The organism is Achromobacter sp. KK8, from assembly GCF_054188005.1.
Genome location: NZ_CM135178.1, coordinates 1,403,180 through 1,428,826, shown reverse-complemented (window position 1 = coordinate 1,428,826; position 25,647 = coordinate 1,403,180). Strand labels below are relative to the sequence as shown.

General features: G+C 66.8%; 23 protein-coding genes. 16 read left to right on the top strand and 7 right to left on the bottom strand.

The window, feature by feature from the left end; genetic code table 11:
* Positions 1 to 34: 34 nt before the first annotated feature.
* The 3 genes from cutA to ACVN9Z_RS06565 all read left to right on the top strand — a co-directional run bounded on the left by cutA (position 35) and on the right by ACVN9Z_RS06565 (position 3,251).
* Positions 35 to 382 (top strand): divalent-cation tolerance protein CutA, encoded by a 348-nt coding sequence (gene cutA / locus ACVN9Z_RS06575; RefSeq protein ID WP_020925825.1) that lies wholly within the window; start codon positions 35 to 37, stop codon positions 380 to 382.
* 32 nt (positions 383 to 414) lie between these two features.
* Positions 415 to 2,256 carry a protein-disulfide reductase DsbD gene (dsbD, locus tag ACVN9Z_RS06570; RefSeq protein WP_458213507.1) on the top strand — a complete coding sequence of 614 codons (1,842 nt, stop codon included), beginning with the start codon at positions 415 to 417 and terminating at the stop codon, positions 2,254 to 2,256.
* 131 nt (positions 2,257 to 2,387) lie between these two features.
* Positions 2,388 to 3,251: a DMT family transporter gene (locus tag ACVN9Z_RS06565; protein ID WP_458213506.1), complete on the top strand. Its 864-nt coding sequence runs from the start codon at positions 2,388 to 2,390 to the stop codon at positions 3,249 to 3,251.
* Positions 3,252 to 3,366: 115 nt separating this feature from the next.
* On the opposite strand, the gene hemB is transcribed toward ACVN9Z_RS06565, so the two are convergent.
* Together hemB and yihA are read right to left on the bottom strand one after the other, a co-directional pair.
* Positions 3,367 to 4,383 (bottom strand): porphobilinogen synthase, encoded by a 1,017-nt coding sequence (gene hemB / locus ACVN9Z_RS06560; RefSeq protein WP_006389646.1) that lies wholly within the window; start codon positions 4,381 to 4,383, stop codon positions 3,367 to 3,369.
* Positions 4,380 to 5,003: a ribosome biogenesis GTP-binding protein YihA/YsxC gene (gene yihA, locus ACVN9Z_RS06555; RefSeq protein ID WP_006389648.1), complete on the bottom strand. Its 624-nt coding sequence runs from the start codon at positions 5,001 to 5,003 to the stop codon at positions 4,380 to 4,382. Before yihA ends, hemB begins: the two co-directional genes overlap by 4 nt.
* A gap of 255 nt (positions 5,004 to 5,258) precedes the next feature.
* On the opposite strand from yihA, the gene ACVN9Z_RS06550 reads away from it, so the two are divergent.
* The 3 genes from ACVN9Z_RS06550 to ccsB all read left to right on the top strand — a co-directional run bounded on the left by ACVN9Z_RS06550 (position 5,259) and on the right by ccsB (position 9,514).
* Positions 5,259 to 5,960 carry a c-type cytochrome gene (locus ACVN9Z_RS06550; RefSeq protein WP_026382019.1) on the top strand — a complete coding sequence of 234 codons (702 nt, stop codon included), beginning with the start codon at positions 5,259 to 5,261 and terminating at the stop codon, positions 5,958 to 5,960.
* Between the two features lie 120 nt (positions 5,961 to 6,080).
* Positions 6,081 to 8,159, top strand: coding sequence for a cytochrome c biogenesis protein ResB (locus ACVN9Z_RS06545; protein WP_458213261.1), 2,079 nt, complete (start codon positions 6,081 to 6,083; stop codon positions 8,157 to 8,159).
* An 8-nt stretch (positions 8,160 to 8,167) separates the two neighbouring features.
* Entirely contained in the window at positions 8,168 to 9,514 is a 1,347-nt protein-coding gene (gene ccsB, locus ACVN9Z_RS06540; RefSeq protein ID WP_006389653.1) for a c-type cytochrome biogenesis protein CcsB, read from the top strand.
* A 60-nt stretch (positions 9,515 to 9,574) separates the two neighbouring features.
* On the opposite strand, the gene lysA is transcribed toward ccsB, so the two are convergent.
* Positions 9,575 to 10,867: a diaminopimelate decarboxylase gene (gene lysA, locus ACVN9Z_RS06535; RefSeq protein ID WP_054515670.1), complete on the bottom strand. Its 1,293-nt coding sequence runs from the start codon at positions 10,865 to 10,867 to the stop codon at positions 9,575 to 9,577.
* Positions 10,864 to 10,992 carry an LPS translocon maturation chaperone LptM gene (lptM, locus tag ACVN9Z_RS06530; protein WP_230846584.1) on the bottom strand — a complete coding sequence of 43 codons (129 nt, stop codon included), beginning with the start codon at positions 10,990 to 10,992 and terminating at the stop codon, positions 10,864 to 10,866. The genes lysA and lptM overlap by 4 nt, the downstream gene beginning before the upstream one ends.
* A 94-nt stretch (positions 10,993 to 11,086) precedes the next feature.
* Between lptM and cyaY the strand changes: the two genes are divergently transcribed.
* Positions 11,087 to 11,416 carry an iron donor protein CyaY gene (gene cyaY / locus ACVN9Z_RS06525; RefSeq protein ID WP_006389656.1) on the top strand — a complete coding sequence of 110 codons (330 nt, stop codon included), beginning with the start codon at positions 11,087 to 11,089 and terminating at the stop codon, positions 11,414 to 11,416.
* Between the two features lie 45 nt (positions 11,417 to 11,461).
* Here cyaY and ACVN9Z_RS06520 read toward each other — a convergent pair whose 3' ends face one another.
* Positions 11,462 to 13,909, bottom strand: coding sequence for a penicillin-binding protein 1A (locus ACVN9Z_RS06520; protein ID WP_054440649.1), 2,448 nt, complete (start codon positions 13,907 to 13,909; stop codon positions 11,462 to 11,464).
* Positions 13,910 to 14,024: 115 nt separating this feature from the next.
* On the opposite strand from ACVN9Z_RS06520, the gene ACVN9Z_RS06515 reads away from it, so the two are divergent.
* From ACVN9Z_RS06515 to ACVN9Z_RS06505, 3 genes are read left to right on the top strand one after another with little or no spacing between them, the layout of a single operon-like run.
* Positions 14,025 to 14,666: a shikimate kinase gene (locus ACVN9Z_RS06515; protein ID WP_006389658.1), complete on the top strand. Its 642-nt coding sequence runs from the start codon at positions 14,025 to 14,027 to the stop codon at positions 14,664 to 14,666.
* Positions 14,663 to 15,739: a 3-dehydroquinate synthase gene (aroB, locus tag ACVN9Z_RS06510; protein ID WP_020925833.1), complete on the top strand. Its 1,077-nt coding sequence runs from the start codon at positions 14,663 to 14,665 to the stop codon at positions 15,737 to 15,739. The genes ACVN9Z_RS06515 and aroB overlap by 4 nt, the downstream gene beginning before the upstream one ends.
* 26 nt (positions 15,740 to 15,765) lie before the next feature.
* Positions 15,766 to 16,893, top strand: a complete 1,128-nt coding sequence (locus tag ACVN9Z_RS06505; RefSeq protein WP_006389660.1) for a deoxyguanosinetriphosphate triphosphohydrolase — start codon at positions 15,766 to 15,768, stop codon at positions 16,891 to 16,893.
* 86 nt (positions 16,894 to 16,979) lie between these two features.
* Here ACVN9Z_RS06505 and ACVN9Z_RS06500 read toward each other — a convergent pair whose 3' ends face one another.
* Together ACVN9Z_RS06500 and uvrA are read right to left on the bottom strand one after the other, a co-directional pair.
* Entirely contained in the window at positions 16,980 to 17,642 is a 663-nt protein-coding gene (locus ACVN9Z_RS06500) for a glutathione S-transferase family protein (RefSeq protein ID WP_070780607.1), read from the bottom strand.
* Between the two features lie 29 nt (positions 17,643 to 17,671).
* A complete protein-coding gene (uvrA, locus tag ACVN9Z_RS06495; protein WP_020925836.1) occupies positions 17,672 to 20,527 on the bottom strand; it encodes an excinuclease ABC subunit UvrA in 2,856 nt (951 codons plus the stop codon).
* Positions 20,528 to 20,661: 134 nt separating this feature from the next.
* Between uvrA and ACVN9Z_RS06490 the strand changes: the two genes are divergently transcribed.
* The 6 genes from ACVN9Z_RS06490 (at position 20,662) to ACVN9Z_RS06465 (ending at position 25,540) form a co-directional block, all read left to right on the top strand.
* The gene (locus ACVN9Z_RS06490; RefSeq protein ID WP_024070768.1) at positions 20,662 to 21,846 is read left to right on the top strand and encodes an MFS transporter; all 1,185 of its coding nucleotides are present in this window, start codon (positions 20,662 to 20,664) and stop codon (positions 21,844 to 21,846) included.
* Positions 21,847 to 22,128: 282 nt separating this feature from the next.
* The gene (gene ssb, locus ACVN9Z_RS06485) at positions 22,129 to 22,650 is read left to right on the top strand and encodes a single-stranded DNA-binding protein (protein ID WP_026382027.1); all 522 of its coding nucleotides are present in this window, start codon (positions 22,129 to 22,131) and stop codon (positions 22,648 to 22,650) included.
* A 483-nt stretch (positions 22,651 to 23,133) separates the two neighbouring features.
* Positions 23,134 to 23,862 carry a class I SAM-dependent methyltransferase gene (locus tag ACVN9Z_RS06480; protein ID WP_053496942.1) on the top strand — a complete coding sequence of 243 codons (729 nt, stop codon included), beginning with the start codon at positions 23,134 to 23,136 and terminating at the stop codon, positions 23,860 to 23,862.
* A 264-nt stretch (positions 23,863 to 24,126) separates the two neighbouring features.
* Positions 24,127 to 24,432: a DUF4148 domain-containing protein gene (locus ACVN9Z_RS06475; protein WP_006389666.1), complete on the top strand. Its 306-nt coding sequence runs from the start codon at positions 24,127 to 24,129 to the stop codon at positions 24,430 to 24,432.
* 80 nt (positions 24,433 to 24,512) lie between these two features.
* Entirely contained in the window at positions 24,513 to 24,818 is a 306-nt protein-coding gene (locus tag ACVN9Z_RS06470) for a DUF4148 domain-containing protein (RefSeq protein WP_020925844.1), read from the top strand.
* Positions 24,819 to 24,949: 131 nt separating this feature from the next.
* Complete coding sequence (locus ACVN9Z_RS06465; RefSeq protein WP_006389668.1) at positions 24,950 to 25,540, top strand: TetR/AcrR family transcriptional regulator; 591 nt, start codon at positions 24,950 to 24,952, stop codon at positions 25,538 to 25,540.
* The last annotated feature ends 107 nt before the right edge of the window (positions 25,541 to 25,647 follow it).

The window sequence follows — 25,647 nt, the reverse complement described above, 5'->3', positions numbered from 1 at the left end:
GTTACATCCGACACGGGTATTCCCAGGAGGCTCCATGTTGCGCGATGACGACGTCGTGCTGGTCATCAGCAACGCGCCGGATCTGTTGCTGGCCAAGCGTATCGCCCACGTGCTGGTCGAAGATGGCCTGGCGGCCTGCGTGAACCTTGGCGCGCCGGGCCTGTCCATCTACCAGTGGCAAGGCGAGGTGGAAGGGGCCGAGGAAATCCCCATCCACATCAAGACCACCTACGCGCGCCACCAGGCCGTGGTCCAGGCCCTGGCGCAGATGCATCCCTACGACGTGCCCGAAATCATCGTGCTGCCGGTCATCGGCGGCGCCGCGCCCTATCTCGACTGGGTGCGCCAGCAGACGGCCGCCGTGCAGAACAAGAGAGACTGATGTTGCAACCCGCGGTCCGGCTCCACGCGCCGATGCGTGCCTTTTTTCCCAAGTTGCTGGCGGCGCTGGCCATGGCGCTGCTGTGGCTGGCCTGGAACGCGCCGGCGCGCGCCGAGGCCGAGTTCCTCGAGCCGGAAAAGGCCTTCGTCTTCAGCGCGGCGATGGCCACGCCGGATACCGTCGAGCTGCGCTTCCGGGTGGCGCCGGGTTATTACATGTACCGCGAGCGCTTCGGCATCAGCATCAGCCCCCTGGGCGCGGTTACCCTGGGCGAGCCGGTATACCCCAAGGGCGAGGTCAAGTACGACCCGACCTTCGAGAAGGACATGGAGGTCTATCACCAGGACGTGGTGATCCGGGTGCCGGTGACGCCCGGTGGCCAGCCGTTCACGCTGACGCTGACCGGGCAGGGCTGCGCCGATGCCGGCCTGTGCTATCCGCCGATGGACAGCAGTGTGAAGCTGACGCCGGTGGCGGGCGGCTACGCGCTGGCGGGCGGCGGTGGCGCCTCGGCCGCGCCGGCGGCATCGGGCGGCGGCCTGAGCGCGCTGGTGAACGCGGGCGACACCGGCCTGGCCGATGCCCTGGGCGGGCTGGGCTGGATCAAGACGGCCGGCGTGTTCCTGGTGCTGGGCCTGTTGCTGGCGTTCACGCCCTGCGTGCTGCCCATGATTCCCATCCTGTCGTCGATCGTGCTGGGCGGCGCCAGCCAGGAACGCCCGACGCGCGGCCGTGGCCTGGCGTTGGCGGCGACCTACGTGCTGGGCATGTCGGTGGTCTACACCGCGCTGGGCGTGGCCGCCGGCCTGAGCGGCGCGGGCCTGGCCGCGTGGCTGCAGACGCCGTGGATCCTGACGCTGTTCGCGATCCTGCTGGCGGTGCTGGCGCTGGCGATGTTCGATGCCTTCACCTTCCAGATGCCGTCCGGCATTCAGGCGCGGCTGGCCGAGCGCTCGTCGCGCATTCGCGGCGGCCGTTACACCGGCGCGTTGCTGATGGGCGCGCTGTCGGCGCTGATCGTCGGGCCGTGCGTGGCCGCGCCGCTGGCCGGCGCGTTGCTGTACATCTCGCAGACCGGCGACGTGGTGCTGGGGGGCTCGGCCCTGTTCGCGATGGCGTGGGGCATGGGCGTGCCGCTGCTGATCGTCGGCGCCTCGTCGGGCGCGTTGCTGCCCAAGGCCGGGCCGTGGATGGATGGCGTCAAGCGGCTGTTCGGCATGCTGCTGCTGGCGACCGCGTGGTGGATGCTGATTCCGGTGGTGCCGACCTGGGTGCAGATGACCGGCTGGGCCTTCCTGGCGATCGTCGGCGCCGTGATGCTGCGCGCGTTCGACGCGTTGCCGGCGGGCGCCGGCTCGGCGCGCATGTTCGGCAAGGGCGTCGGCCTGTTGCTGGCCCTGGCCGCGGCCGCGTGGCTGGTCGGCGCGGCCAGCGGCGGCCGCGACGTGCTGCAGCCGCTGTCGCACTTTGCTTCCGGCGGCCCGGCGGCCTCGGGCGCCGCCGCGCATGCCGGCGAGGTGCAATTCAAGCGCGTGCGCAACAACGCCGAGCTGGACGCGCTGCTGGCCGCGAGCACGCAGCCGGTGATGCTGGACTTCTACGCCGACTGGTGCGTGTCGTGCCGCGAGATGGAGCGCTTCACCTTCACCGATCCGGGCGTGGCGCAACGCATGGCCGGCATGCTGCTGGTGCAGGCCGACGTCACCGCCAACAATGCCGATGACCGTGCGCTGCTCAAGCGTTTCCGCCTGTTCGGCCCGCCGGGGATCATGTTCTTCGCGCCCGGCGGCAAGGAGCTGCCGGACGCCCGTGTCGTGGGCTTCCAGGACGCCAAGCGTTTCACCGAATCGCTGGATCGCGTGCTATTGCGCTGAGCGGCGGCCGGCCGCTACCATGAGGGTTCGCGCCGCGTGGGCGGCGCCTCCAACCCCTCAGGCCGGCGCCCGTGACGTCTTCGACAGTCGATGCAAGCCAGGACCGCACCGGTCTGATCTATCTGCAACTGATGTTCGTCATGGCCACCTGGGGCCTGAACATCGTCTCCATCAAGTACCTGACGCAGCACATGGATATCCGCGCCCTGGCGGCCTTGCGGATCGTGGTGGCGTTCGTTGCCGTCACCCTCATCGTCAAGGCGCGTCGCGGCCGCATTCCGAGGCTGGGGCGCGTGGAACTGGCCTGGGTCGCGCTGGCCGGCTTCCTGGTGGTGTATGCGCACCAGACCGCGCTGGTGTACGGGCTGCAGTTCTCGTCGGCCGCCAACGGCACGCTGCTGATGGCCACCAGTCCCTTGCTGTCGGCGCTGCTGGCGGCGCTGTTCTATCGCGAGCGGCTGACATGGCTGCGGATCGCCGGCGCCTTGCTGGGGCTGGCGGGCGTGGCCATGGTGGTGGTGGGCAGCGGCGCGCAAATCGGCCTGACCGGTTGGGGCGACGCCATCGTGTTCCTGGCGGTGGCGGTGTTCGTGTTCGGCGGGCTGGTGATCCAGCGCATCTCGCGCACGCTCGATCCGCTGGCGATGCTCTGGTACATGTACTTGGCCGGCGGCCTGATGTTGATGGCGCATGCGGCCATGACGCCGTCGTCCTATGACGCGGACAACTGGAGCATGACGTGGTGGCCGTGGCTGGTGCTGCTGTTCTCGGCCGTGATCGCCTCGGGCGTCAGCAACATCCTGTGGAACGCGGGCATTGCCAGGCTGGGGATCAGCCGCGCCGCGCTGTTCGTGAACTGGCTGCCGATCTTCGGCCTGCTGTTCGCCGCGCTGTTCCTGGACGAGCACGTCACGCTGGTGCACGTGGCGGGGCTGGCCTGCATTCTCAGCGGCACCTGGCTGGGCCTGCGCCGCGGCGCGCTGGCGTCGCGTTGAAACCGCGGCGGCCGCAAGGGCCCGCCGGTAGTTGGCGCGTTGCATGGGCGCGTTTCATGCCGGGGCGCGCGGATGACGAGCGGGGCTGGGCCGAGCAGGCCCCCGCCAGCCGCGATCAGCGCTGCTGCTTGAGCAGCCGCGCCGCTTCGATCGCGAAGTACGTCAGGATGCCGTCGGCGCCGGCGCGCTTGAATGCCAGGAGCGCTTCCATCATGACCTTGTCATGATCCAGCCAGCCATTGGCCGAGGCCGCCTTGATCATCGCGTATTCACCGCTCACCTGGTAGGCGAAGGTCGGCACGCGGAAGGTGTCCTTGACGCGGCGCAGCACGTCCAGGTAGGGCATGCCGGGCTTGACCATGACCATGTCGGCGCCTTCCTGCAGGTCGGCGGCCACTTCACGCAGCGCTTCGTCCAGGTTGCCCGGGTCCATCTGGTAGGCCATCTTGTTGGACTTGCCCAGGTTGGTGGCGGAACCGACGGCATCGCGGAACGGGCCGTAGAAGGCGCTGGCGTACTTGGCCGAGTAGGCCATGATCTGGGTGTGGATGTAGCCGTTGGCCTCGAGCGCGCGGCGCACGGCGCCGATGCGGCCGTCCATCATGTCGCTGGGGGCGACCATGTCGACGCCGGCCGCGGCCTGCGTCAGGGCCTGCTTGACGAGGATCTCGACGGTCGGCTCGTTGACGACGTAGCCGTTTTCATCGATGACGCCGTCCTGGCCGTGGCTGGTGTACGGGTCCAGCGCCACGTCGCACAGCACGCCGAGGTCGGGGAAGTGCTTCTTGAGTTCGCGCACCACGCGCGGGATCAGGCCGTCGGGGTTGGTGGCCTCGATGCCGTCGGGCGTCTTGAGCGCCGGGTCGATGGCGGGAAACAGCGACAGCACCGGGATGCCCAGGGCCACGCATTCCTCGGCCACCGGCAGCAGCGTGTCCAGCGAATAGCGCACCACGCCCGGCAGCGACGCAACAGGCTGCTTCAGGCCATTGCCCTCGGCCACGAAGACCGGATAGATCAGGTCGTTGACGGTGAGGGCGTTCTCGCGCACCAGGCGGCGGGTGTAGTCGTCGCGGCGCAGGCGGCGGGGGCGGGAAACCGGGAAGTCGGGGGTGATGATCTGCGGGTTCATGGTACGACCTTGGGAGAAATCCAGTTTTCTATGTGCGCGCCAGCTTCTTCCAGGCCGATGCGCTCCGGCGCCGAGAAGGGGATGGTGTGCAGGGCGCCGATGTCCGCCAGGTCTTTGCGCACCGAGAACACGGTGCGCACGCGCTGGCCGTAAGGCAGCTTGTCGGCTTTGGTGAGCAGCGCCAGCACCGGACGGCCGGTGGGGGCGATGAAGTTGGCCAGGCGGCGGTCCAGTTCGGTGACGCCGCGGCGGATGTCGATGAGCAGCACGATGCCGGCCAGCGATTCGCGGTCGCGCAGGTAGCCGCCCAGGATGTCGGCCCACTTTTCCTTTTCGTCGCGGGCCACGGACGCGTAGCCGTAGCCGGGCAGGTCGACGAGGTAGCCGATGTGGCCTTCCGGATCCAGCGGGTCGGGCAGGCCGAACATGTTGATGAGCCGCGTGCGGCCCGGCGTCTTGCTCGAGAAGGCGAGACGGCGCTGGTTGCACAGCACGTTGATGGCCGTGGACTTGCCGGCGTTGGAGCGGCCGACGAAGCAAACCTCGGGCGCGTCAGGAGGCGGCAACTGGTCGAGGCGAGCGGCCGACGTAAGGAAAGAGGCGCGATGTAGGAGGGACACGGGTGGCTTTGGATACGGTTGGTTTCGAGCCCTATTGTATAATCCGGCGTTTGCAACAGTGGTCCCCGTGCGCGGAGCCGTCTCTTTTGCTTACCGTTGAGGGTATTTCGTACCAGCCGGACATCCGGTTTCCCAGGTACTTGCGCCTTTGACGAGCAGGCAATCGGGCAAATCAGGTTCGATACGGTTTTCCAGATGTGCGGGCAGGCGTGGGCGCCTTTTTGCGCCTTGATCGATGTGATCGTCGAGGTCTTCATGAAGCGTGTGCTGTCCCGGATGTTGGTTGCGAGCGGGCTGTTGCTCGGCGCCTCCGCCTTTTCTACTACGAGTCTCGCCGCCGAAGGCGCCGCGGGTCCGGCCAAGCCAGATGCCGCCAAGGGCGGGCAGCTGTTTGACCAGGGCGACGCCTCGCGCGGCATCATCGCCTGTGCGTCCTGTCATGGCGCGGCGGGTAACAGCACCATCCCGGTGAATCCCAACCTGGCCGCGCAACCCCACGAATACCTGGTCAAGCAGCTGACCGACTTCCAGGTCAAGCAGGGCGCCAAGCTGCCTGTGCGCAACGGGCCCGGCGGCAATCCCACTCCCATGACCGCCATGGCGCAGAACCTGACGCCGGCCGACATGCAGAACATCGCGCTGTACCTGGCGCAGCAGCCGCTGAAAGAGCCGGCCACCGCCGGCCAGGAGAAGTTGGTTGATCTGGGTCAAAAGATCTGGCGCGGCGGTTTGCCCGAGCGCAATGTTCCGGCTTGTGCCGCATGCCATTCTGCCAATGGCGCGGGCATTCCGGGCCAGTACCCCCGGCTGTCGGGTCAGTTTCCCATGTACATCGAAGAGCAGCTCAAGCTGTTCCGCAGCGGCGATCGCGCCAACGACGTGATGCACGCCGTGGCCGACCGGATGTCGGATGCCGACATCAAGGCCGTGGCGGACTACGCGGCCGGCTTGCGGTAACCACCTGCCGGCAATGCGCGCGGCTGGTCCGCGTTCACGCAAACCTGAGCATGGCGGAACCTGGTCCCGCCACGCGCTGTCTACGAGGGGGGTAGCCGATTGCGCGGCCCCCCTTTTTTCATGAATTCGACTCAGACACACTCCCGTCCCTCCCTGCGCAGCCTGCCCCGCGATCTGTTCGAATTGCTGGGCTCGATGCGGTTCGCCGTCAGCCTGCTGATGTTCATCTGCGTGGCCAGCCTGGTGGGGACGGTCCTGCAGCAGAACCGGTCGTCCAATAACTACATCGACCAGTTCGGCCCGTTCTGGTTCGAGGTGTTCGACAAGTTCTCGATCTGGCACGTCTACAACAGCTGGTGGTTCCTGCTGATCATGGCGTTCCTGGTGATCTCGACTTCGGTCTGCCTGATCCGCAACGCGCCCAAGATGCTGCGTGATGCGCGTTCGTTCCGCGAACACGTGCGCGGCGGCAGCCTGCGGGCCTTCCCGCACCGCGTCGAGACCGACGCGCCCAGCGACGTGCCGCAGACCGCGGCCGGCCTGACGGCGCTGCTCAAGCGCATGGGCTATGCGGTGCGCGAGCGCCAGGACAGCACCGGCGTGCTGCTGGCGGCCAAGAAGGGCAGCGCAAACCGGCTGGGCTACGTATTCGCCCACGCCGCCATGGTCATCATCTGTGTCGGCGGCCTGCTCGACAGCGAGCTGCCGGTGCGCCTGCAGGTCATGTTCGGCGGCAAGAAGCCGATCGTCGAGAACATGCTGATCTCGGAAGTGCCGGAAAGCGGCCGCCTGTCGGTCAACAATCCCAGCTTCCGCGCCAGCGTGCTGGTCCCGGAGAACGGCCAGGCCAGCACGGCGGTGGTGATGGTGGGCGACGGCGCCCTGGTGCAGCCCATGCCCTTCACGTTGAAGTTGAAGAAATTCATCGTCGATTACTACTCGACCGGTATGCCCAGCCGCTTCGCCAGCGAAGTGGAAGTGACGGATCCCGATACCGGCAAGTCGTTCGACTCGACCATCGAAGTCAATGAGCCGCTGCGCTTCAAGGGCATGACGGTCTACCAGTCCAGCTTCGACGATGGCGGCAGCACGGTGGTGCTCAAGGGCTACCCGCTGGTGGGCGCGGACAGCGCCACGTTCAATGTCGACGGCACCGTGGGCAAGACCGCCGGAGTAACCGCTCACACTGCGCGCGGCCCGCGCAGCATGAACGTGGAAATCACGGCCCTGCGTCCGATCAACGTCGAGGACCTGACCGGTGGCGAGCCCAAGGGGGGCAACCAGAGCTTCGCCGAGCACGTCGCCTCGGTGGCCGGCAGCGCGGCGGGCAAGAAGAACGAAAACCTGCGCAACGTGGGCCCCAGCGTCGAATACAAGCTGATCGACGACGCGGGCCAGGCGCATGAATTCCAGAATTACATGTTGCCGGTGCAGCTGGACGGCGCCAGCGTGTTCCTGGCTGGTGTGCGCAACAACGCGTCCGAGCCCTTCCGTTACCTGCGGATTCCGGCCGACGACGACAGTTCGGTGGCGGAGTTCATGCGTTTGCGCGCCACGCTGGCCGATCCGGCGGCGCGGCAGGAGGCGGCGCGCCGCTTCGCCGAACGCAACAGCCCGAGCGGCGCGGACCGCCAGCCCTTGCAGACGGCCGCCGAGCGCGCCCTGGAAACCTATGCTTCCGGCGGCCTGCAGGCCGTCGCCGCGTTCCTGCAGGCCAACACGCCGGCCGCCGACCTGGAGCGCGCCGCGGACGTGGTCATCCGACTGATCGGCGCCAGCATGAACGAATTGCGGGCGGTCGAGCGCGAGCGCGCCGGATTGCCGCCGGTCCCGACCGAGGGCCCCGAGGCCGAGCGCGCGGCAGTGTGGTCGCGCCTGGCGGTGGCGGCGCTGTCCGACCTGACCGTCTATCCGGCGCCGGTGTTCTTCTCTCTGGCTGATTTCAACCACGTGCAGGCCAGCGTGTTCCAGGTCAGCCGCACGCCGGGCAAGAATACGGTCTACCTGGGCAGCCTGTTGCTGGTCCTGGGGGTGTTTTCGATGTTCTATATTCGGGATCGCCGCGTCTGGATCTGGATCAAGCCGCAGGAAGGCGGCAGCGGCATCCTGGCGGCGATGACGTCGCAGAAGCGTACACTCGACTTCAATCAGGAGTTCGATCGCTTCAAGCAGGCGCTGCTGCGCCAGAAAGGGTCTTAAGGTTTCCTATGTCCACGACGACCACTACGCATTCCCCCACGCCTGAAAACCTCTGGCAGGAAAGCCTGTCGGAAACCGGCGACGGCCGCGCGCAACGCGGTCGGCCCGACTGGACCGACATCGTCTTCTTCCTGCTGTTGGCGGCGGGCGCCGGTTTCGCGCTGACGCGCTTCAGCGGCGCCATGGACTATTACGAGAAGATCATCCTGTGCGGCACGGTGCCCGTGCTGGCCTGGATGGGCTGGCTCTGGCGCCCGTTGCGCCGCCTGATGGTGGCCTGTGCCATCGCGGCCGGCCTGGCGCTGATGCTTTACGGCAACGACCTGGCGCGGGCCGAGCAGGTGTTCTTCCTGAAATACCTGTTCTCGTCGCAGTCGGCCATCCTGTGGATGAGCGCGCTGTTCGCGCTGGCCATGGTCTGCTACTGGATCGGTTTCTTCAGCCCGACCGCGGCCTGGCTGGGTACCGCCCTGACCTGGGGCGCGGTGTTCGCCGGCGTGACCGGCCTGCTGGTGCGCTGGCGCGAAGGCCACCTCATGGGCCCCGACCTGGGCCACATTCCGGTCAGCAACCTGTACGAAGTGTTCGTGCTGTTCGCGCTGATCACGGCGTTGTTCTACCTGTACTACGAGCGCAAGTACGCCACGCGCGCGCTGGGTGGCTTCGTGCTGCTGGTGGTGACGTCGGCGGTCGTATTCCTGCTGTGGTATTCGTTCACGCGCGATGCCGGCCAGATCCAGCCGCTGGTGCCGGCGCTCAAGAGCTGGTGGATGAAGCTGCACGTGCCTGCCAACTTCATCGGCTACGGCACCTTCTCGCTGGCGGCCATGGTCGGTTTCGCCTACCTGATCAAGCAGCACGGCCAGACCTCGTCGTGGCTCAAGCTGGCGCCGCTGTTCGTGCTGGGCGTGCTGCTGTGCGCCGAGCCCATGGTGTTCCGCACCGACGGCCTGTCGGCCACCTGGATGCTGTATTTCGGCATCGGCGCGGTGATCGTCGGCGCCATCCTGCTGGGCCGGCGCCGCATCGCCGCCGCGCTGCCGCCGCTGGAGGTGCTGGACGATATCATGTACCGCGCCATCGCCATCGGCTTCGCCTTCTTCACCGTGGCGACCATCCTGGGCGCGCTGTGGGCCGCGGACGCCTGGGGCGCCTACTGGCAGTGGGACCCCAAGGAAACCTGGGCGCTGATCGTCTGGCTAAACTACGCGGCCTGGCTGCACATGCGGCTGATCAAGGGCCTGCGCGGCACGATGGCGGCCTACTGGGCGCTGACGGGGCTGCTGATCACCGGCTTCGCCTTCCTGGGAGTGAACATGTTCCTGTCCGGGCTGCACTCGTACGGCCAGCTCTGATTGTTCCATCCATGTGAAAAGGCCCCATTCGGGGCCTTTTCACATGGCGCAGGGCAGGGATCAGGGCAACGTCGACTCGCCGCGCAGCAGGTCGTCGAGGGTCTCGCGCTGGCGCACCACATGGTAGTGGCCGCCGTCGACCATGATTTCGGCCGCACGGGGGCGCGTGTTGTAGTTGCCTGCCATCGTCATGCCATAGGCGCCGGCCGATTCCAGCGCCAGCACGTCACCTTGCTCGAGCACCAACGCGCGTTGGCGTGCCAGCCAGTCGGCGCTTTCGCAGACCGGGCCGACGACGTCGTAGTCGATCGTGTCGCCGGCGCGCGGGCGCAGGGGCTGCAGGCCATGCCAGGCGTCATACAGCGCCGGCCGCAGCAGGTCGTTCATGGCCGCGTCGACGACGGCAAAATTGCGCGCCTCGCCGTGCTTGAGGTACTGAACCGTGGTCAACAACACGCCGGCGTTGCCGACCAGCGAGCGGCCCGGTTCCAGTACCAGCCGCAAATGATCCTGGCCGCGGGCCTGCACGCGTTGGAACACGTGATCCAGCAGCGCCTTGGGCGAAGGCGGCATTTCGTCGTTGTAGCGGATGCCCAGGCCGCCGCCCAGGTCCAGGTGCGACAGGCGGATGCCGATGCCCTCGAGGTCGGCGACCAGATCGAGGAGTTTTTCCAATGCGTCGAAATAGGGACTGATGTCGGTCAGCTGCGAACCGATATGGCAATCCAGGCCCGTGATTTCCAGGCCAGGCAGCAGGCGGGCGCTGCGATATGCGTCCAGCGCCGCGCCGATGGGAATGCCGAACTTGTTTTCCTTCAGGCCGGTGGAAATGTAGGGGTGGGTCTGCGCATCGACGTCCGGGTTGACGCGCAGCGATACCCGGGCACGCTGCCCGGCTTCCTGGGCCACGTCGGACAGCCGCTGCAGTTCGGCCTCGGATTCGACGTTGAAGCACATGACGCCGGCAGCCAGGGCGGCGCGCATTTCCCAGACCTGCTTGCCGACGCCGGAAAAGACGATTTTGGCGGGATCCGCGCCCGCGGCCAGGGCGCGCTTGAGTTCGCCGCCGGACACAATGTCGAACCCCGCGCCCAGGCGGGCGAATTCCTTCAGGATGGCCAGGTTGGAATTGGCCTTCATGCCGTAGCAGACCAGGACGGGGCGCTGGCCAACGGCGCTGCGATAGGTGTCCCAGGCGGCGCGTAGCGCGGCGCGCGAGTATACGTACAGGGGCGTTCCCAGTTGTCCGGCCAGATGGTCCAGCGGCACGTCTTCGGCGTACAGCACGTTGTTGCGGTACTGGAAGTAGGGGTGCCCGGCCAGTTCGGGCGGAACCGGGAACGCGGCGGTCATGGCAGTGTGGGGGTGGCCGGTATCTGAGGCACCTGGGGCGTGGACTGGCGCTGCCCGGGTGGGGGCGGCTTGCCATCAGGCGTGGGCATGTACAAAGGACCCTTGTAGCCGCAGGCCGCAACCATGCCGGTCGCCACGAGCGTGGCTACAATGCGAAGAGACATGCGGCTGAATGCCAATTGGAACACTGGGAACTCCGTAATTCTTGCAGGCTCGATTATGACCGAATCCGAATTTCTTGCGTTGATCGACCAGGTGCTGGACAGCATCGAAAGCCAGGCCGATGACTGGGCGGCTTCGCTCGACGTCGACGTCGAAACCAGCCGCAGCGGCAATGTGCTGACCATGGTGTTCGAGGACAATACCCACGTGGTGGTGAACAGCCAGGCCGCCATGCAGGAACTGTGGGTGGCCGCGCGCAGCGGCGGCTTCCATTACCGCTACGACGGCCAGAACTGGAACGATACCCGAGGCGGCCCGAATCTGCCGGACGCGCTATCGCAGATCTGTTCGGCGGCGGCGGGCGTGCCCGTCACGATCCGCCTGTAGTCTCCAACGAAAAGGCCGGCGAATCGCCGGCCTTTTTCTTTCCGTTCAGAACGGGATCTTCTGCGACCAGGGCTGCGCGTTCTGCGTGCCCACGCCCGGCGCGACCCGGATGCGGTTGTCCTCGCCGCTGTCGCTGTTCAGGCCGTTCAGGAACTCACCCAGCGTGTCAGCCTGCGGCAGCCCCAGCCGCGCTACCGCCTGGCCGGGCGGGAATTCCGAGAAGTAGTACTCGCCGTTCTCGACGATGATGCCGTCGGGACGGGGGCGCGGCTTTTCTTCCGGCACGCCCTTGAGCACGTCCTGCATGTAGTCGACCCAGATCGGCATGGCCACGCCGCCGCCGGTTTCGCGCGAACCCAGCGACTTGGGCTGGTCGAAGCCGAGCCAGGCGGTGGCCACCAGCGAGGGCGTGTAGCCCGAGAACCAGGCGTCCACGGATTCGTTGGTGGTGCCGGTCTTGCCGGCGATGTCGTTGCGCTTGAGCAGCACGCGGGCGCGGGCGGCGGTGCCGTAGGTGGCCACGCCGCGCAGCACGTCGTCCATGATCCAGGCGGTGCGCGGGTCGATGGCGCGGGCCGCGGCGTCGCCGGCCACGGTGGGCTTGGCCTGCATCACGATCTTGCCGCTGCTGTCGGTCACACGGTCGATCAGGTAGGGCGTGACGCGGTAGCCGCCGTTGGCGAACACCGAGAACGCGCCGGCCAGTTGCAGCGGGGTCACCGAGCCGGCGCCGAGCGCCAGCGGCAGCACCGCGGGCTGGCGCGCCTTGTCAAAGCCGAAGCGGGTCAGGTAGTCCTGCGCGTACTGCGGGCCGATGGCCTGCAGGATGCGGATCGAGACCATGTTCTTGGACTTGTACAGGCCCTGGCGCAGCGTCAGCATGGGCTCGTACTGGTTGCCGTAGTTCTTCGGGTTCCAGGCCTTGGAGCCGGTCTGCGCCGCGGTCAGTTCGAACGGCTGGTCGGAGATCTGCGTGGCCGGCGTCAGGCCGCGCTCGAGCGACGCGGCGTAGATGAACGGCTTGATGTTCGAGCCCGGCTGGCGCCAGGCCTGCGTCACGCGGTTGAAGTTGCCGCGATAGAAGTCGAAGCCGCCAACCATGGCGCGGATCGCGCCGTCCTGCGGCGACAGCGCGACGAAGGCCGCCTGCACCGACGGCAGGTTGATGATTTCCCAGTTGTCGCCCAGCTTGCGGATATAGACCACGGAGCCGCGCTTGATGCGCTGCTCGGGCTTGGCCTTGTCGTTGAGCGCGCGCGCCACCACGCCCAGCACCTTCTTGTCGGTGACGGTGATGATCTCGCGCGAGCTGCGCGCCAGCTTCACTTCGGTGGGGCTGGCCGACAACACCACCGCGGTCAGCAGGTCGCCGCTGTCGCTGAACTTGTCGAAGACGCCATCCAGGAATTCGTCCAGGGCCTGGGGGTTGTTCTCGGTGCCCGCGGGCAGGTCGAGCTGTTCTTCGGGGCCAGGGTAGGGCGCGCGGCGGGTGTATTCGAGCACGCCTTCGCGCACGGCGCGGTAGGCCGCTTCCTGGTCCTTGGACTGGACCGTGGTGTAGATGTTGATGCCGCGCGAATAGACGTTGTCCTGGTACACGTTGAACAGCAGCTGGCGCGCCAGTTCGGCCACGTACTCGCCGTGGATGCTGTAGCCGCCGGCGGGCGTGCCTTCGGCGGACTTCATGACGATCTGCTGCGCCATCGCCGTCTTGTACTCGGGCTCGGTCAGGTAGCCCAGCGACAGCATGCGGCCCAGCACGTAGCGCTGGCGCAGCTCGGCGCGGGGGCGGTTGGAGATCGGGTTGAAACGCGAAGGCGCCTTGGGGATGCCGGCCAGCATCGCGGCCTCGGCCGGTGTCACTTCCGACAGCGGCTTGCCGAAGTAGGTGCGCGAGGCGGCGGCGAAGCCGTAGGCGCGGTGGCCCAGGTAGATCTGGTTCATGTAGAGCTCGAGGATCTGGTCCTTGGTGAGCTCCGATTCGATCTTGAACGTCAGCAGCAGTTCGTAGAACTTGCGCGAATAGGTCTTTTCGGACGACAGGTAGAAATTGCGCGCCACCTGCATGGTGATCGTGCTCGCGCCCTGCGTCTTGGACATGTTGATCAGGTTGGTCAGGCCGGCGCGCACCACGCCGGTCCAGTCGATCCCGCCGTGCTGGTAGAAGCGGTCGTCTTCGGCCGCCAGCACCGCGGACTTCATCACGTCCGGGATTTCATTGAAGCGCAGCACATTGCGGCGCTCTTCGCCGAACTCGCCGATCAGCACCTTGTCCGCCGTATAGACGCGCAGCGGCACCCTGGGGCGGTAGTCCGTCATGGCGTGCAGGTCGGGCAGGTTGGGCCAGGCCAGGGCCAGCGCCATGCCCGCCAGCAGCACGCCGCACAGGAACAGGCCGGCAAAGAAAATGCCGGTCTTGACGAAAAAACGCAATATCGGGGAACCGTTATTGGCGGACTTGTCTTTTTTGGAGGAATTCTGCGGCTTGCTCATCGCGGCGATTTTACGGGTATCTCCGGCCCCACCTCAGCGTGGCGGATCGGTTTCTGTAACAAGATAGTTCAGTGTGGCGCGCGGGCAACTTGGCGGCAGATGTGATAATGCCGTCATGAACTTTTCCGCTCACTCATGTCCGGAGGCCGATCCGGACCTGGCGCCCACTGGCGAGGCGCCCGAAAACCCGCCCTGCGCTTCGGAGTGCGCAGGCAGGGCCGTGTCGTTGCCGCACGACCTGCCCATTTTCCTGGTGGGCATGATGGGGGCGGGCAAGACCACGATCGGCCGTGGCCTGGCGCGTGCCCTGGGGCGCGATTTTATCGATCTGGACCATGAGCTCGAGGCGCGTTGTGGCGTGCGGGTGCCGGTAATCTTCGAAATCGAGGGCGAGACCGGTTTCCGTCGCCGGGAATCCGCGGCCCTGGAAGAGTGTACCCAACGGCGCAACATAATTCTCGCCACCGGTGGCGGCGCCATCCTGGCGGCCGAGAACCGGGCGCGCCTGCGCGAGCGTGGCATCGTGGTCTATTTGCGGGCCAGCGTGGACGAATTGTTCCGCCGCACCTGCCGCGATCGCAACCGGCCCCTGCTGGCCACCGCCGATCCGCGCGGCACGCTGCGGGACCTGATGACCCTGCGCGAACCGCTCTACAAGGAAGTCGCCGATCTGGTGGTGGAAACCGGCTCCATGCCCATCCACACCCTGGTCAAGGCGCTGTTGCCGCAATTACAAGCCTTCGAGAAGCAGATATGAACGTTGTTGAGGTCGACACCCCGGGCGGACAGTACCCCATCCGCATCGCGCCGGGGCGCCTGGATGCCCTGGACGAGAGCATTCCCGCCGACGCCACCGCCATCGCGGTGGTGACCAATCCGACCGTGGCGGCGCTGTACGGCGAACGCGCCGAAGCCGCGCTGGCGCGCACCGGCAAGCGGGTGCTGCGCATCGAATTGCCCGACGGCGAGTCGTACAAGGATTGGCAGTCCCTCAACCTGATCTTCGACGCGCTGCTGGGCAATCGCCTGGACCGCCGCTGCGTGCTGGTGGCGCTGGGCGGCGGCGTGATCGGCGACATGACCGGCTTTGCCGCCGCGGTGTACATGCGCGGCGTGCGTTTCGTGCAGGTGCCGACCACCCTGCTGGCCCAGGTCGACTCGTCGGTAGGCGGCAAGACCGCCGTCAACCATCCGCTGGGCAAGAACATGATCGGCGCGTTCTACCAGCCGCTGGCGGTCGAGATCGACACCGCCGTCCTGGCCACGCTGCCGGCGCGCGAGGTATCCGCGGGCCTGGCCGAGGTCATCAAGTACGGCCTGATCCTGGACCCGGTGTTCTGGGAGTGGTGCGAACAGAATGCGCAGAAATTGCGCAGCCTGGATCCGCAGGCCGTTGCCTACGCCATCCGCCGCTCCTGCGAGCTGAAGGCGCAGGTGGTGGGCAAGGACGAACGCGAATCCGGCCTGCGCGCCATCCTCAATCTGGGCCATACCTTCGGCCACGCCATCGAGGCCGGCCTGGGCTATGGCGCCTGGCTGCATGGCGAGGCGGTGGGCTGTGGCATGGTGCAGGCTGCGGAATTGTCGGCGGATGTGGCGGACTTTCCGCGCGCCGACGTGGCCCGTGTACGCGGCCTGGTCGAGGCCATCGGCTGCCCCGTGGTCGCGCCCGACCTGGGGGCCGACCGCTGGCTGGACCTGATGCAGGTCGACAAGAAGACCGAGGGCGGCGAGATCCGCTACGTGCTCATGAGCCGCATCGGGGCAGCGATGATGCGGGCGGCGCCGGCCGATGCCGTGCGCGCCGTATTGGCCCGAACCACGCAGTAAATACCGCAGGAGAGACGGTGTCGCAGATGAAAGAACTGGCTTCCTATGCATCCGACCCGTCCCGATCGCGCGGCCGGACCTATGCTGAACCCGCGCCGGAGAACCGCAGCGAATTCCAGCGCGACCGCGACCGTATCGTCCACTCGAGCGCATTCCGGCGATTGGAGTACAAGACCCAGGTCTTCGTGAACCACGAAGGGGATCTGTTCCGCACCCGGCTGACACACAGCCTGGAAGTGGCGCAGATCGCGCGCACCCTGGCGCGCAGCCTGGGGCTGTCCGAAGACCTGACCGAAGCCATTTCGCTGGCGCACGACCTGGGCCATACGCCGTTCGGCCATGCCGGCCAGGACGAGCTCAACGCCTGCATGCGCGAGCTGGCGCCCGAGGCTGGCGGCTTTGAGCACAACCTGCAGAGCCTGCGGGTGGTCGACGAGCTTGAAGAACGCTATGCCGACTTCAACGGACTGAACCTGTGCTTCGAGACCCGCGAGGGCATCCTCAAGCACTGCTCGGCGGCCCATGCGCGGCAGCTGGGCGCGGTGGGCGAGCGCTTCCTGGCGCGCACCCAGCCTTCGTTGGAGGCGCAGATCGCCAACCTGGCGGACGAAGTGGCCTACAACAATCACGATATCGACGATGGGCTGCGCTCCGGGTTGATCACGCTGGAGCAGCTGCAGGGCGTGTCCATCTTCCAGCGCCATTACGCCGAGGTGCTGGCGCGTTATCCCGATCTGGCTTCGCGCCGCGCGGTGGCCGAGACCATCCGTCGCATGATCAACACGCTGATCGGCGACCTGACGCGCACGTCGCTGGCGCGCATTCGCGACGCGGCGCCTGCCAGCGCCGACGACGTGCGCCGCGCGCCGCCGCTGGCCGGGTTTTCGGACGGCATACGGCGCGAGGCCGATGAACTGAAGAAATTCCTGTTCGACAATCTTTATCGGCATTACCGCGTGCTGCGCATGACCACCAAGGCGCGCCGTATCGTGCGCGAGCTGTTCGCCGCGTTCCTGGACGATCCGCGCCTGCTGCCGCCCGACTATCGCCGCGCGACATTCAATGACCAGGCGCGTGCCATCGCCGACTACATCGCCGGCATGACCGACCGCTATGCCATCCGCGAACACAAACGCTTGTTCGACATGGTGTAGGGCCTGTTGACGTTAAAAGGAGCCGCGCACAGGCCCCAGCCCGCGAGCCGGCCGGCCGCTGACGGCCCCACACGATGACGTCGGCGTCAGCGGTGCTTGCGGTAAGGCTCGTCGGCCTCGACGAAGGTGGCTTCGGCGCGCGCGTCGCGCATCCATTCCTGCATCGCCGGCAAGGCCAGGACCGCGTCCATGTAGTCGCGCACCGGGCCGGCCGCGGCAATGCCATAGGTGACGAAGCGCGACACCACCGGCGCGAAGAACGCATCGGCGATCGAGAAGGCGCCGAACAGGAACGGGCCGCCCTTGCCGAACTCGGCGCGCGTGTCTTGCCAGATGGCATGCATGCGGGAAATGTCCTGGCGCGCGGCCTCGGGGATGTCAAGGCCGGGCAGGTGCGCCTCGATGTTCATCGGCAACGCCTGGCGCAATGCGCCGAAACCGCTGTGCATCTGCGCGGCCAGCGAGCGGGCGCGGGCACGGGCGCGCGCATGCTGCGGCCACAGGCCGGCTTCGGGACGCTGCTCGGCCACGTATTCGCAGATCGCCAGCGAATCCCAGACCGCCAAGTCGCCGTCCAGCAGCACCGGCACCAGGCCGGCGGGCGTGATCGTCTCCAGGTGGCGGGCGAAGGCCTCGGTGAACAGGCCGAGCTTCTGTTCGGTAAAGGCGACGCCGGTGGCGCGCAGCGCGAGCCAGGGACGCAGCGACCAGGAGGAGTAATTCTTGTTGCCGATGATCAAGGTGTACATGCCGATCCCCTAAAGTGATGCCGCGCCGCCTATCCGCCTGGCGTGCGGCGCAGCAGTTTGCCGAGATAGTGTCCGGTATGGCTTTCCGGCGCGGCCGCCACGTCTTCCGGCGTGCCTTGCGCCACCACGCGCCCGCCGCCGTCGCCGCCTTCCGGACCCATGTCGACGAGCCAGTCCGCGGTCTTGATGACGTCCAGGTTGTGTTCGATGATGAGCACGGTGTTGCCGCTGTCGACCAACTGGTTGAGCACTTGCAGCAGCAGCTCGATGTCGCGGAAATGCAGGCCGGTGGTGGGCTCGTCCAGGATGTACAGGGTGCGCCCGGTGCTGCGCCGCGACAGTTCCTGCGACAGCTTCACGCGTTGCGCTTCGCCGCCCGACAGGGTGGTGGCGCTCTGGCCCAGCCGGATGTACGACAGGCCGACGTCGATCAGCGTGTGCAGCTTGCGCGCGATCGCCGGCACCGATTCGAAATACTCCAGCGCCTGCTCGACCGTCAGGTCCAGCACTTCGCTGATGTTGCGGCCGCGATAGCGGATCTCGAGCGTTTCGCGGTTGTAGCGCTTGCCGTGGCAGACGTCGCAGGGCACGTACATGTCGGGCAGGAAGTGCATCTCGACCTTGACCACGCCGTCGCCCTGGCAGGCCTCGCAGCGCCCGCCCTTGACGTTGAAGCTGAAGCGGCCGGGGTCGTAGCCGCGGGTGCGGGCCTCGGGCACGCCCGCGAACAGCTCGCGGATCGGCGTGAACAGGCCGGTGTAGGTGGCCGGATTGCTGCGCGGGGTGCGACCGATCGGGCTCTGGTCGACGCTGATGATCTTGTCGAAGTTCTCCAGGCCCTGCATCGCGACATAAGGGGCGGGTTCGCTCTGGGCGTGATGCAACTGGCGCGACACCGCCACCGCCAGCGTGTCGTTGACCAGGGTCGACTTGCCCGAGCCGGACACGCCGGTGACGCAGATCAGCCGGCCGGCGGGCAGGCGCAGGTCGACGTTCTTGAGGTTGTTGCCGCTGGCGCCCGTGAGCGTCAGCCAGGGCAGGTCGTCGGTGACCGGGCGGCGCTTGGGGATGGCGATGGCGCGCTGGCCGCTCAGGTACTGGCCGGTGAGCGAGTTGGGGTCGCGCTGCACGGTCTCGGGATCGCCCTGGGCCACCACTTCGCCGCCATGCTCGCCCGCGCCCGGTCCCATGTCCACGACCCAGTCGGCCATGCGGATCATGTCTTCGTCGTGCTCGACCACGATGACGCTGTTGCCCAGGTCGCGCAGGTGCTGCAGCGTGCCGATGAGGCGGTCGTTGTCGCGTTGGTGCAGGCCGATGGAGGGTTCGTCCAGCACGTACATCACGCCCGTCAGGCCGGAGCCGATCTGGCTGGCCAGGCGGATGCGCTGGGCCTCGCCGCCGGAGATGGTGTCGGCGCTGCGGTCCAGCGACAGGTAGTTCAGGCCGACGTTGTTCAGGAAGCTCAGGCGCGCCTCGATCTCGCGCACGATGCGCTGCGCGATCTCCTGCTTGGCGCCGGCCAGCGTCAGGTCGCGGAACCACGCCAGGCAGGTCGACAGCGGCATCGCCTCGACTTCATAGATGGCCTGGCCATGGCGTTCGCCGCCACGCGGATCCTGGCCGATCAGCACGTTGCGCGCTTCCGGCCGCAGGCGCGAGCCGCCGCAGTCGGGGCAGGTCTTGATGTTGCGGTACTTGCCCAGCTCCTCGCGCACGGTGGCCGAATCGGTTTCGCGCCAGCGGCGCTCCAGGTTCGGGATCACGCCTTCGAAGGTGTGGCGCTTGACGGTGCTGCGGCCCTTTTCGTTCAGGTACAGGAACGAGATTTCCTCGTCGCCCGAGCCGTACAGCACCTTGTCGCGCAGCGCCTCTGGCAGGTCCTCGAAGGGCGCCTCGATGTCGAATTCGTAGTGCGCCGCCAGGCTGGTCAGCAGCGAATGGGTGAAGGCGTTGCGGCGGTCCCAGCCGCGGATGGCGCCGGCCGCCAGGCTCAGTTCGGGGAAGGCGACCACGCGCTTGGGGTCGAAAAACCCCACCTGGCCGATGCCGTCGCAACTGGGGCAGGCGCCCATCGGATTGTTGAAGCTGAACAGGCGTGGCTCCAGTTCCGGCAGGCTGTGGCTGCAGACCGGGCAGGCGTAGCGGCTGGAGAACACCTGTTCGCGGCCGCCGTCCATGTCCAGCGCCAGGGCGCGGCCATCGGCCAGCTGCAACGCCGTCTCGAAGCTCTCGGCCAGGCGCTGCTTGCTTTCGGGCTTGATGCGCAGGCGGTCGATGACCACGTCGATGTCGTGCTTCTCGGTTTTCTTCAGCGGCGCCATGCCGTCGATTTCGACCATCTGGCCGTCCACGCGCAGGCGCACATAGCCCTGTGCCTGCAGGCTGGCGCATTCGTCCTCGAAGCTGCCCTTCTTGCCGCGGGCGATGGGCGCCAGCACCGCCAGCCGTGTTTCGGCCGGCCAGGACAGCACCGCGTCCACCATTTGGCTGACGCTCTGCGCCTGCAGCGGCAGGCCATGGTCCGGGCAATAGGGCGTGCCGACCCGCGCATACAAAAGGCGCAGGTAATCGTGGATTTCGGTGATGGTGCCGACGGTGGAGCGGGGGTTGTGGCCCGCCGCCTTTTGCTCGATCGAGATGGCCGGCGACAGGCCCTCGATCAGATCGACGTCGGGCTTGTCCATCAGTTGCAGGAACTGGCGGGCATACGCGGACAGGCTTTCGACGTAGCGCCGCTGCCCTTCCGCATAAAGCGTATCGAACGCCAGCGACGACTTGCCCGAGCCGGACAGGCCCGTGACCACCACCAGCTTGTGGCGCGGCAGGTCCAGCGAGACGTTCTTGAGATTGTGGGTGCGGGCACCCCGAATGCGTATGGTCACGTCTATCGGGCTCTTTTAAGCGGTTGCAAAGGCCAACTTGGTACTATAGCGCGCCGAGTCCTCAGGCCATAGATCAGACCGTAAGCGCATGACAATCACGCGCGGACGGCCCACGTCATCGTTGAACATTCCGCATGCCGGCAGACACGAAACTGAAATTGACCCCCTCCGAGCGCCGCGCCAGCGTGGCGCTGGCCGGTTTGTTCGCCGCCCGGATGCTGGGGTTGTTCCTGTTGCTGCCGGTGTTCGCCGTGGCCGCCCGTGGCCTGCCCGGGGGCGACGACCCCGCCCGGGTCGGGCTGGCGCTGGGCATGTACGGTTTGACCCAGGCGTTCATGCAGATTCCTTTCGGGCTGGCGTCGGACCGTTGGGGGCGCCGGCCCGTGGTGTTGTTCGGCCTGCTGCTGTTCGTGGCGGGCAGCGTGGTCTGTGCGCAGGCCGACGACGTGTTCTGGATCACCATCGGCCGGGCCATCCAGGGCGCCGGGGCCATTTCGGCCGCCGTGACCGCCTGGCTGGCCGACGCCACGCGGGACGAAGTGCGCACCCGCGCCATGGCCATGGTGGGCGGGTCGATCGGCCTGTCGTTTGCCGCTTCGCTGGTGCTGTCGCCGGTGCTGGTGGGCTGGTGGGGGCTGTCGGGCCTGTTCTGGACCATCGCCTGCCTGGGCGTGGTCTGCCTGGCGGTGGCGCGCTGGGTGGTGCCGGTGGTGCCGCGCACACAGGCCCGCAGCCTGCAGGCCGCCAGTCCGCGCCAGGTGCTGACCCACACCGACCTGCTGCGGCTGAATTTCGGCGTGTTCGTGCTGCACATGATTCAGGTGTCGCTGTTCGTGGTGGTGCCGGCGCTGCTGGCCAAGGTCGGCGGCCTGGATGCGCGCGAGTTGTGGAAGGTCTACCTGCCGGTGATCCTGGTGTCGTTCGTACTGATGGTGCCGGTGGTGTTCGTCGCCGAAAAGCGCCGCGCCCACCGGGGCGCCCTGCGCGCCGCCGTGGCCGGGCTGGTGCTGGTGTGCGCGCTGTTGCCGGCGGCCAGCCACGGTTTCTACACGCTGGCGGCGGCCCTGACCGGCTTCTTCGTGGCCTTCAACGTGCTCGAGGCATTGCAGCCTTCGCTGGTGTCGCGCGTGGCGCCGCAGGCCTACAAGGGCCTGGCGCTGGGGTTCTATAACACTGCCCAGGCCGCGGGCCTGTTCACGGGCGGCGCGCTGGGCGGCTGGGTGGCGTCGCATTCCGGCGCTGGCGCGGTGTTCATCGGCGCCGCCGTGTTGGCCGCCGTGTGGCTGGCCGTGACCTGGGCCCTCAAGCCGCTGGCCTGATCTGGCGCCATCGGCGAAAGTCGCGGATCGCGTCGCCAACGGTGTCCAACAGCGGTGAAATCGTTTTCCTGGGTGGACGGCTTTGTCACCATTCCTGTTTGGCGTGGCAAGCGCTTTTCGTCGATAATAGAAGGCAAACTAGGGCTTCACCGGCGTCGCCGGTCATCATGGCGGTGACCGGCGAGTTTCATGAAGCCGGTCTTCAACATTGCTATTTATGTTGTTGCCGGCGCGCTCGCGGCAACGCGTGGCACAGGCTGTCAACAACAGAGGGACAACGGCATGGCATCGGTTAACAAAGTCATTCTCGTGGGCAACCTGGGTCGCGACCCGGAAGTCCGCTACAGCCCCGACGGGGCCGCAATCTGCAACATGTCCATCGCCACCACCTCCACCTGGAAGGACAAGGCCTCGGGCGAGCGCCGCGAAGAAACCGAATGGCACCGCGTGGTCATGTACAACCGCCTGGCCGAGATCGCCGGCGAATACCTGAAGAAGGGCCGCTCGGTGTACATCGAAGGCCGCCTGAAGACCCGCAAGTGGCAGGACAAGGACACCGGCGCTGACCGCTACAGCACCGAAATCGTAGCCGACCAGATGCAGATGCTGGGCGGCCGCGAAGATGGCGGCGGCGGTGGCGGCAGCTATGGCGGAGGCGGCGGTTACGACGACGCGCCGGCACGCCAGCCGCAGCAACGCGCCCCGGCCCAGCGCCCGGCGCCGCAACAGCGTCCGGCACCGCAGGCCGCGCCCGCCGGTGGCGGCGCCAACCTGGCCGACATGGACGACGACATTCCGTTCTGATCGCGCGTTCGCGGCAGTCAACAACAAAGCCCGGCAAGCCTTGCGCTTGCCGGGCTTTGTGCCGTCTGGGCCCTGTCTTGGCGCGATCCAGCCCGGTTTCCCTGGGGAATCGCCGAGGCTGTCCACAGGCTGTGCACAGCATGTCAACAGCTTGCCCACCGATATTCAGGCCTTTTCCACAGCTTGTACACAAGTCCCTGCCAGGACGGCTTCGCGTCGCCGCGGCGGCGATAGTGCGCCACCACCTGCCGGGATCACTTTTTTCAAACCACCGCCTGTCCCGGAACCGCGTGCAGACTCGATCCACGCGTATCCCGGGTCCAATCTATCCACAGGCTGCGCACAGCATCTTCACAGCTTGTCCACCGCTATCCGGGGCTTTTCCACAGCTTTTCAACAGGGTCGAAGAGGCCTGCGGCTCGCGTTAGGATGATCGCTGTCCGTTCGCGGTGGTCGTGTCCACCGGCAACCCAGGAGCCCTCCATGACCCAGAATATCTACGACACGCCTGAATTCTTCGACGGCTACAGCCGCCTGGCCCGCTCGGTGCATGGCCTGGACGGGGCGCCGGAATGGCCCGCGCTGCGGGCGTTGCTGGCCGATGTCAGGGGCTGCGACGTGGTCGACCTGGGCTGCGGTTTCGGCTGGTTCTGCCGCTGGGCCGATGAGCAGGGCGCGGCCAGTGTCCTGGGGCTGGACGTGTCCCGGAACATGCTGGCGCGGGCACGCGCCACCACCATCAGTGCCACCATCCGCTACGAACGGTCGGACCTGGAACGTCTGCAGTTGCCGCCGCAAAGCGTCGACCTGGCCTACAGTTCATTGACCCTGCATTACCTTGAGCGCCTGCCAGCCCTGCTCGCCACTGTGCGCCAGGCGCTCAGGCCCGGCGGCCGCTTCGTGTTTTCCTGTGAACATCCCATCTACACCGCGCCGGCGCAGCCCGGCTTTATCCAGGATGACGACGGGCGACGGATCTGGCCGTTGAATCAATACGCCGTGCGCGGCGAGCGGCGCACAGATTGGCTGGCCAAAGGGGTGATCAAGCAGCATCGCACCGTGGCGGATTACGTGAACCTGCTGATAGGCGCCGGATTCACGCTGGCACACCTGGATGAATGGGCGCCGAGTCCAACCCAGCTTGTCCGCCAGCCAGCGCTGGCGGAGGAACAGGATCGGCCCATGATGCTGTTGGTCTCGGCCAACCGGTGAGGGAGCCTCAACGGCGGCTGGTCACGAGGAAAAACATGGAGAAAGCGTAGAATGGCGCTATGAAACATTTAGTTTCACAAAACCCACTTGCGCTATCTATCTAGTAGTAGGTAAGATTCATCCATCGACGCAGCACTCAGACAACAACGCGGCGCCGCCCCAAACCAGAAATACAGTAGCACCCCTTTTTATTTGCCTTGTTATCTACCTATAAGTAGATAGTTTAACCGAAACAACCTCACCATCGTTATCTGGAGATCCATCATGAAGACCCTCGTATCCGCCCTGATCCTGTCCGCTTCCTTCATCGGTGCCGCCCAAGCCGGCGAGCTCGACTACCCGCCCGCTCTGGACACCCACAGCACCGTGACCCGTGCCCAGGTGCAGCAAGAACTGGCCGCCGCCCGCGCCAACGGTGAACTGGTCAGCACCGAAGAGGGTTCGGCCGCCACCGCCTTTGCCAGCGCCGGCGACAAGAGCCGCGCCCAGGTCAAGCAGGAGCTGGCTGCCGCCCGCGCCCAAGGCCTGACCGACAGCGGTGAACTGGACTATCCGCCCGTTCAAGGCTGATTTTTTTCGGCATCAAACCTATCTACAGATAGATAGCATCTTCCCCATCGTGCAGTACCGATCCTTACTGGAGATCAACCATGAAGACCCTCGTATCCGCCCTGATCCTGACCGCTTCGTTCCTCGGCGCCGCCCATGCCGGCGAACTGGACTATCCGCCCGCCGCCGACACCCACAGCACGGTGACCCGCGCCCAGGTGCAGCAAGAACTGGCCGCCGCCCGCGCCAACGGTGAACTGGTCAGCACCGAAGATGGCTCCGCCGCCACCGCTTTCGCCAGCGCCGGCGACAAGAGCCGCGCCCAGGTCAAGCAGGAACTGGCCGCCGCCCGCGCCCAGGGCCTGACCGACAGCGGCGAACTGGACTACCCGCCCGTGCAAGGCTGAGTCCGATGCCGGCCACTGCGAACCCCGGGGGGCGGGAACATTCCCGGCCGGGGTTCGCACGGTTGCACCGGAGCGCCGCATAGGGATTACCGCCGATGACGTATCGACCTATTAGTAGGTAATATTCAGCCATGGACACTCCGACCCCCAACACCACCCGCGACCAGCTGCTGGCCCATGCCGAGAAGCTGATCCGTACCCGCGGCTGCAACGGCTTCAGCTATCGTGACCTGGCCGAGCATGTGGGCGTGAAGACGTCCAGCATCCACTATTACTTTCCCGGCAAGGACGACCTGCTCTACGAGGCCGTCGAAGCCTATAGCGCCCGCGCCCTGGCTTCGGTGCGCAGCATCGATACCGCGCAGCCGGCCCACGCCCAGCTCGACGCCTATCTGTCGATGATGGAATCGAAGGCCTGTGGCCACGGCGAACTGTGCCTGGGCGGCATGCTGGCCGCCGAAATGATGAGCTTGCCCGACCGCGTGCGCGGCGCGTTGCAGGGGTTTTTCCGCGCGCACGAAGCCTGGTTGGCCCGTGTGCTGGCGCAAGGCGCCGAAGAAGGCACCCTGAAGTTCTCGGGCAGCGCCGAAGCGGCCGGCCGGGCGGTGTTCGCCACGGTGCAGGGCTGCATGCTGGTGTCGCGCCTGTTCCAGGCGCCGCCGGCGTTGTGCGAGGCGATCAGCGCCTTGTACGTCGAATGCCAGGACAAGCCCGCCGCCTGACCCGCTTTCTCTGTCGTCCACCAACCCGGCCGCAACGCGTCAGCTTGCGGCCGTTGTGTTTGCGGCGTTGATCAAGGGAGCCTTGCGAATCGCCTGCCGGCTTTCGT

What these genes read in the sequence shown, in the direction of transcription:
- cutA (WP_020925825.1), top strand. Translation starts at nt 35, where the DNA reads ATGTTGCGCGATGACGACGTCGTGCTGGTCATCAGCAACGCGCCGGAT.
- dsbD (WP_458213507.1), top strand. Translation starts at nt 415, where the DNA reads ATGCGTGCCTTTTTTCCCAAGTTGCTGGCGGCGCTGGCCATGGCGCTG.
- ACVN9Z_RS06565 (WP_458213506.1), top strand. Translation starts at nt 2,388, where the DNA reads ATGTTCGTCATGGCCACCTGGGGCCTGAACATCGTCTCCATCAAGTAC.
- hemB (WP_006389646.1), bottom strand. Translation starts at nt 4,383, where the DNA reads ATGAACCCGCAGATCATCACCCCCGACTTCCCGGTTTCCCGCCCCCGC.
- ACVN9Z_RS06550 (WP_026382019.1), top strand. Translation starts at nt 5,259, where the DNA reads ATGAAGCGTGTGCTGTCCCGGATGTTGGTTGCGAGCGGGCTGTTGCTC.
- ACVN9Z_RS06545 (WP_458213261.1), top strand. Translation starts at nt 6,081, where the DNA reads ATGAATTCGACTCAGACACACTCCCGTCCCTCCCTGCGCAGCCTGCCC.
- ccsB (WP_006389653.1), top strand. Translation starts at nt 8,168, where the DNA reads ATGTCCACGACGACCACTACGCATTCCCCCACGCCTGAAAACCTCTGG.
- lysA (WP_054515670.1), bottom strand. Translation starts at nt 10,867, where the DNA reads ATGACCGCCGCGTTCCCGGTTCCGCCCGAACTGGCCGGGCACCCCTAC.
- lptM (WP_230846584.1), bottom strand. Translation starts at nt 10,992, where the DNA reads ATGGTTGCGGCCTGCGGCTACAAGGGTCCTTTGTACATGCCCACGCCT.
- cyaY (WP_006389656.1), top strand. Translation starts at nt 11,087, where the DNA reads ATGACCGAATCCGAATTTCTTGCGTTGATCGACCAGGTGCTGGACAGC.
- ACVN9Z_RS06520 (WP_054440649.1), bottom strand. Translation starts at nt 13,909, where the DNA reads ATGAGCAAGCCGCAGAATTCCTCCAAAAAAGACAAGTCCGCCAATAAC.
- ACVN9Z_RS06515 (WP_006389658.1), top strand. Translation starts at nt 14,025, where the DNA reads ATGAACTTTTCCGCTCACTCATGTCCGGAGGCCGATCCGGACCTGGCG.
- aroB (WP_020925833.1), top strand. Translation starts at nt 14,663, where the DNA reads ATGAACGTTGTTGAGGTCGACACCCCGGGCGGACAGTACCCCATCCGC.
- ACVN9Z_RS06505 (WP_006389660.1), top strand. Translation starts at nt 15,766, where the DNA reads ATGAAAGAACTGGCTTCCTATGCATCCGACCCGTCCCGATCGCGCGGC.
- ACVN9Z_RS06500 (WP_070780607.1), bottom strand. Translation starts at nt 17,642, where the DNA reads ATGTACACCTTGATCATCGGCAACAAGAATTACTCCTCCTGGTCGCTG.
- ACVN9Z_RS06490 (WP_024070768.1), top strand. Translation starts at nt 20,662, where the DNA reads ATGCCGGCAGACACGAAACTGAAATTGACCCCCTCCGAGCGCCGCGCC.
- ssb (WP_026382027.1), top strand. Translation starts at nt 22,129, where the DNA reads ATGGCATCGGTTAACAAAGTCATTCTCGTGGGCAACCTGGGTCGCGAC.
- ACVN9Z_RS06480 (WP_053496942.1), top strand. Translation starts at nt 23,134, where the DNA reads ATGACCCAGAATATCTACGACACGCCTGAATTCTTCGACGGCTACAGC.
- ACVN9Z_RS06475 (WP_006389666.1), top strand. Translation starts at nt 24,127, where the DNA reads ATGAAGACCCTCGTATCCGCCCTGATCCTGTCCGCTTCCTTCATCGGT.
- ACVN9Z_RS06470 (WP_020925844.1), top strand. Translation starts at nt 24,513, where the DNA reads ATGAAGACCCTCGTATCCGCCCTGATCCTGACCGCTTCGTTCCTCGGC.
- ACVN9Z_RS06465 (WP_006389668.1), top strand. Translation starts at nt 24,950, where the DNA reads ATGGACACTCCGACCCCCAACACCACCCGCGACCAGCTGCTGGCCCAT.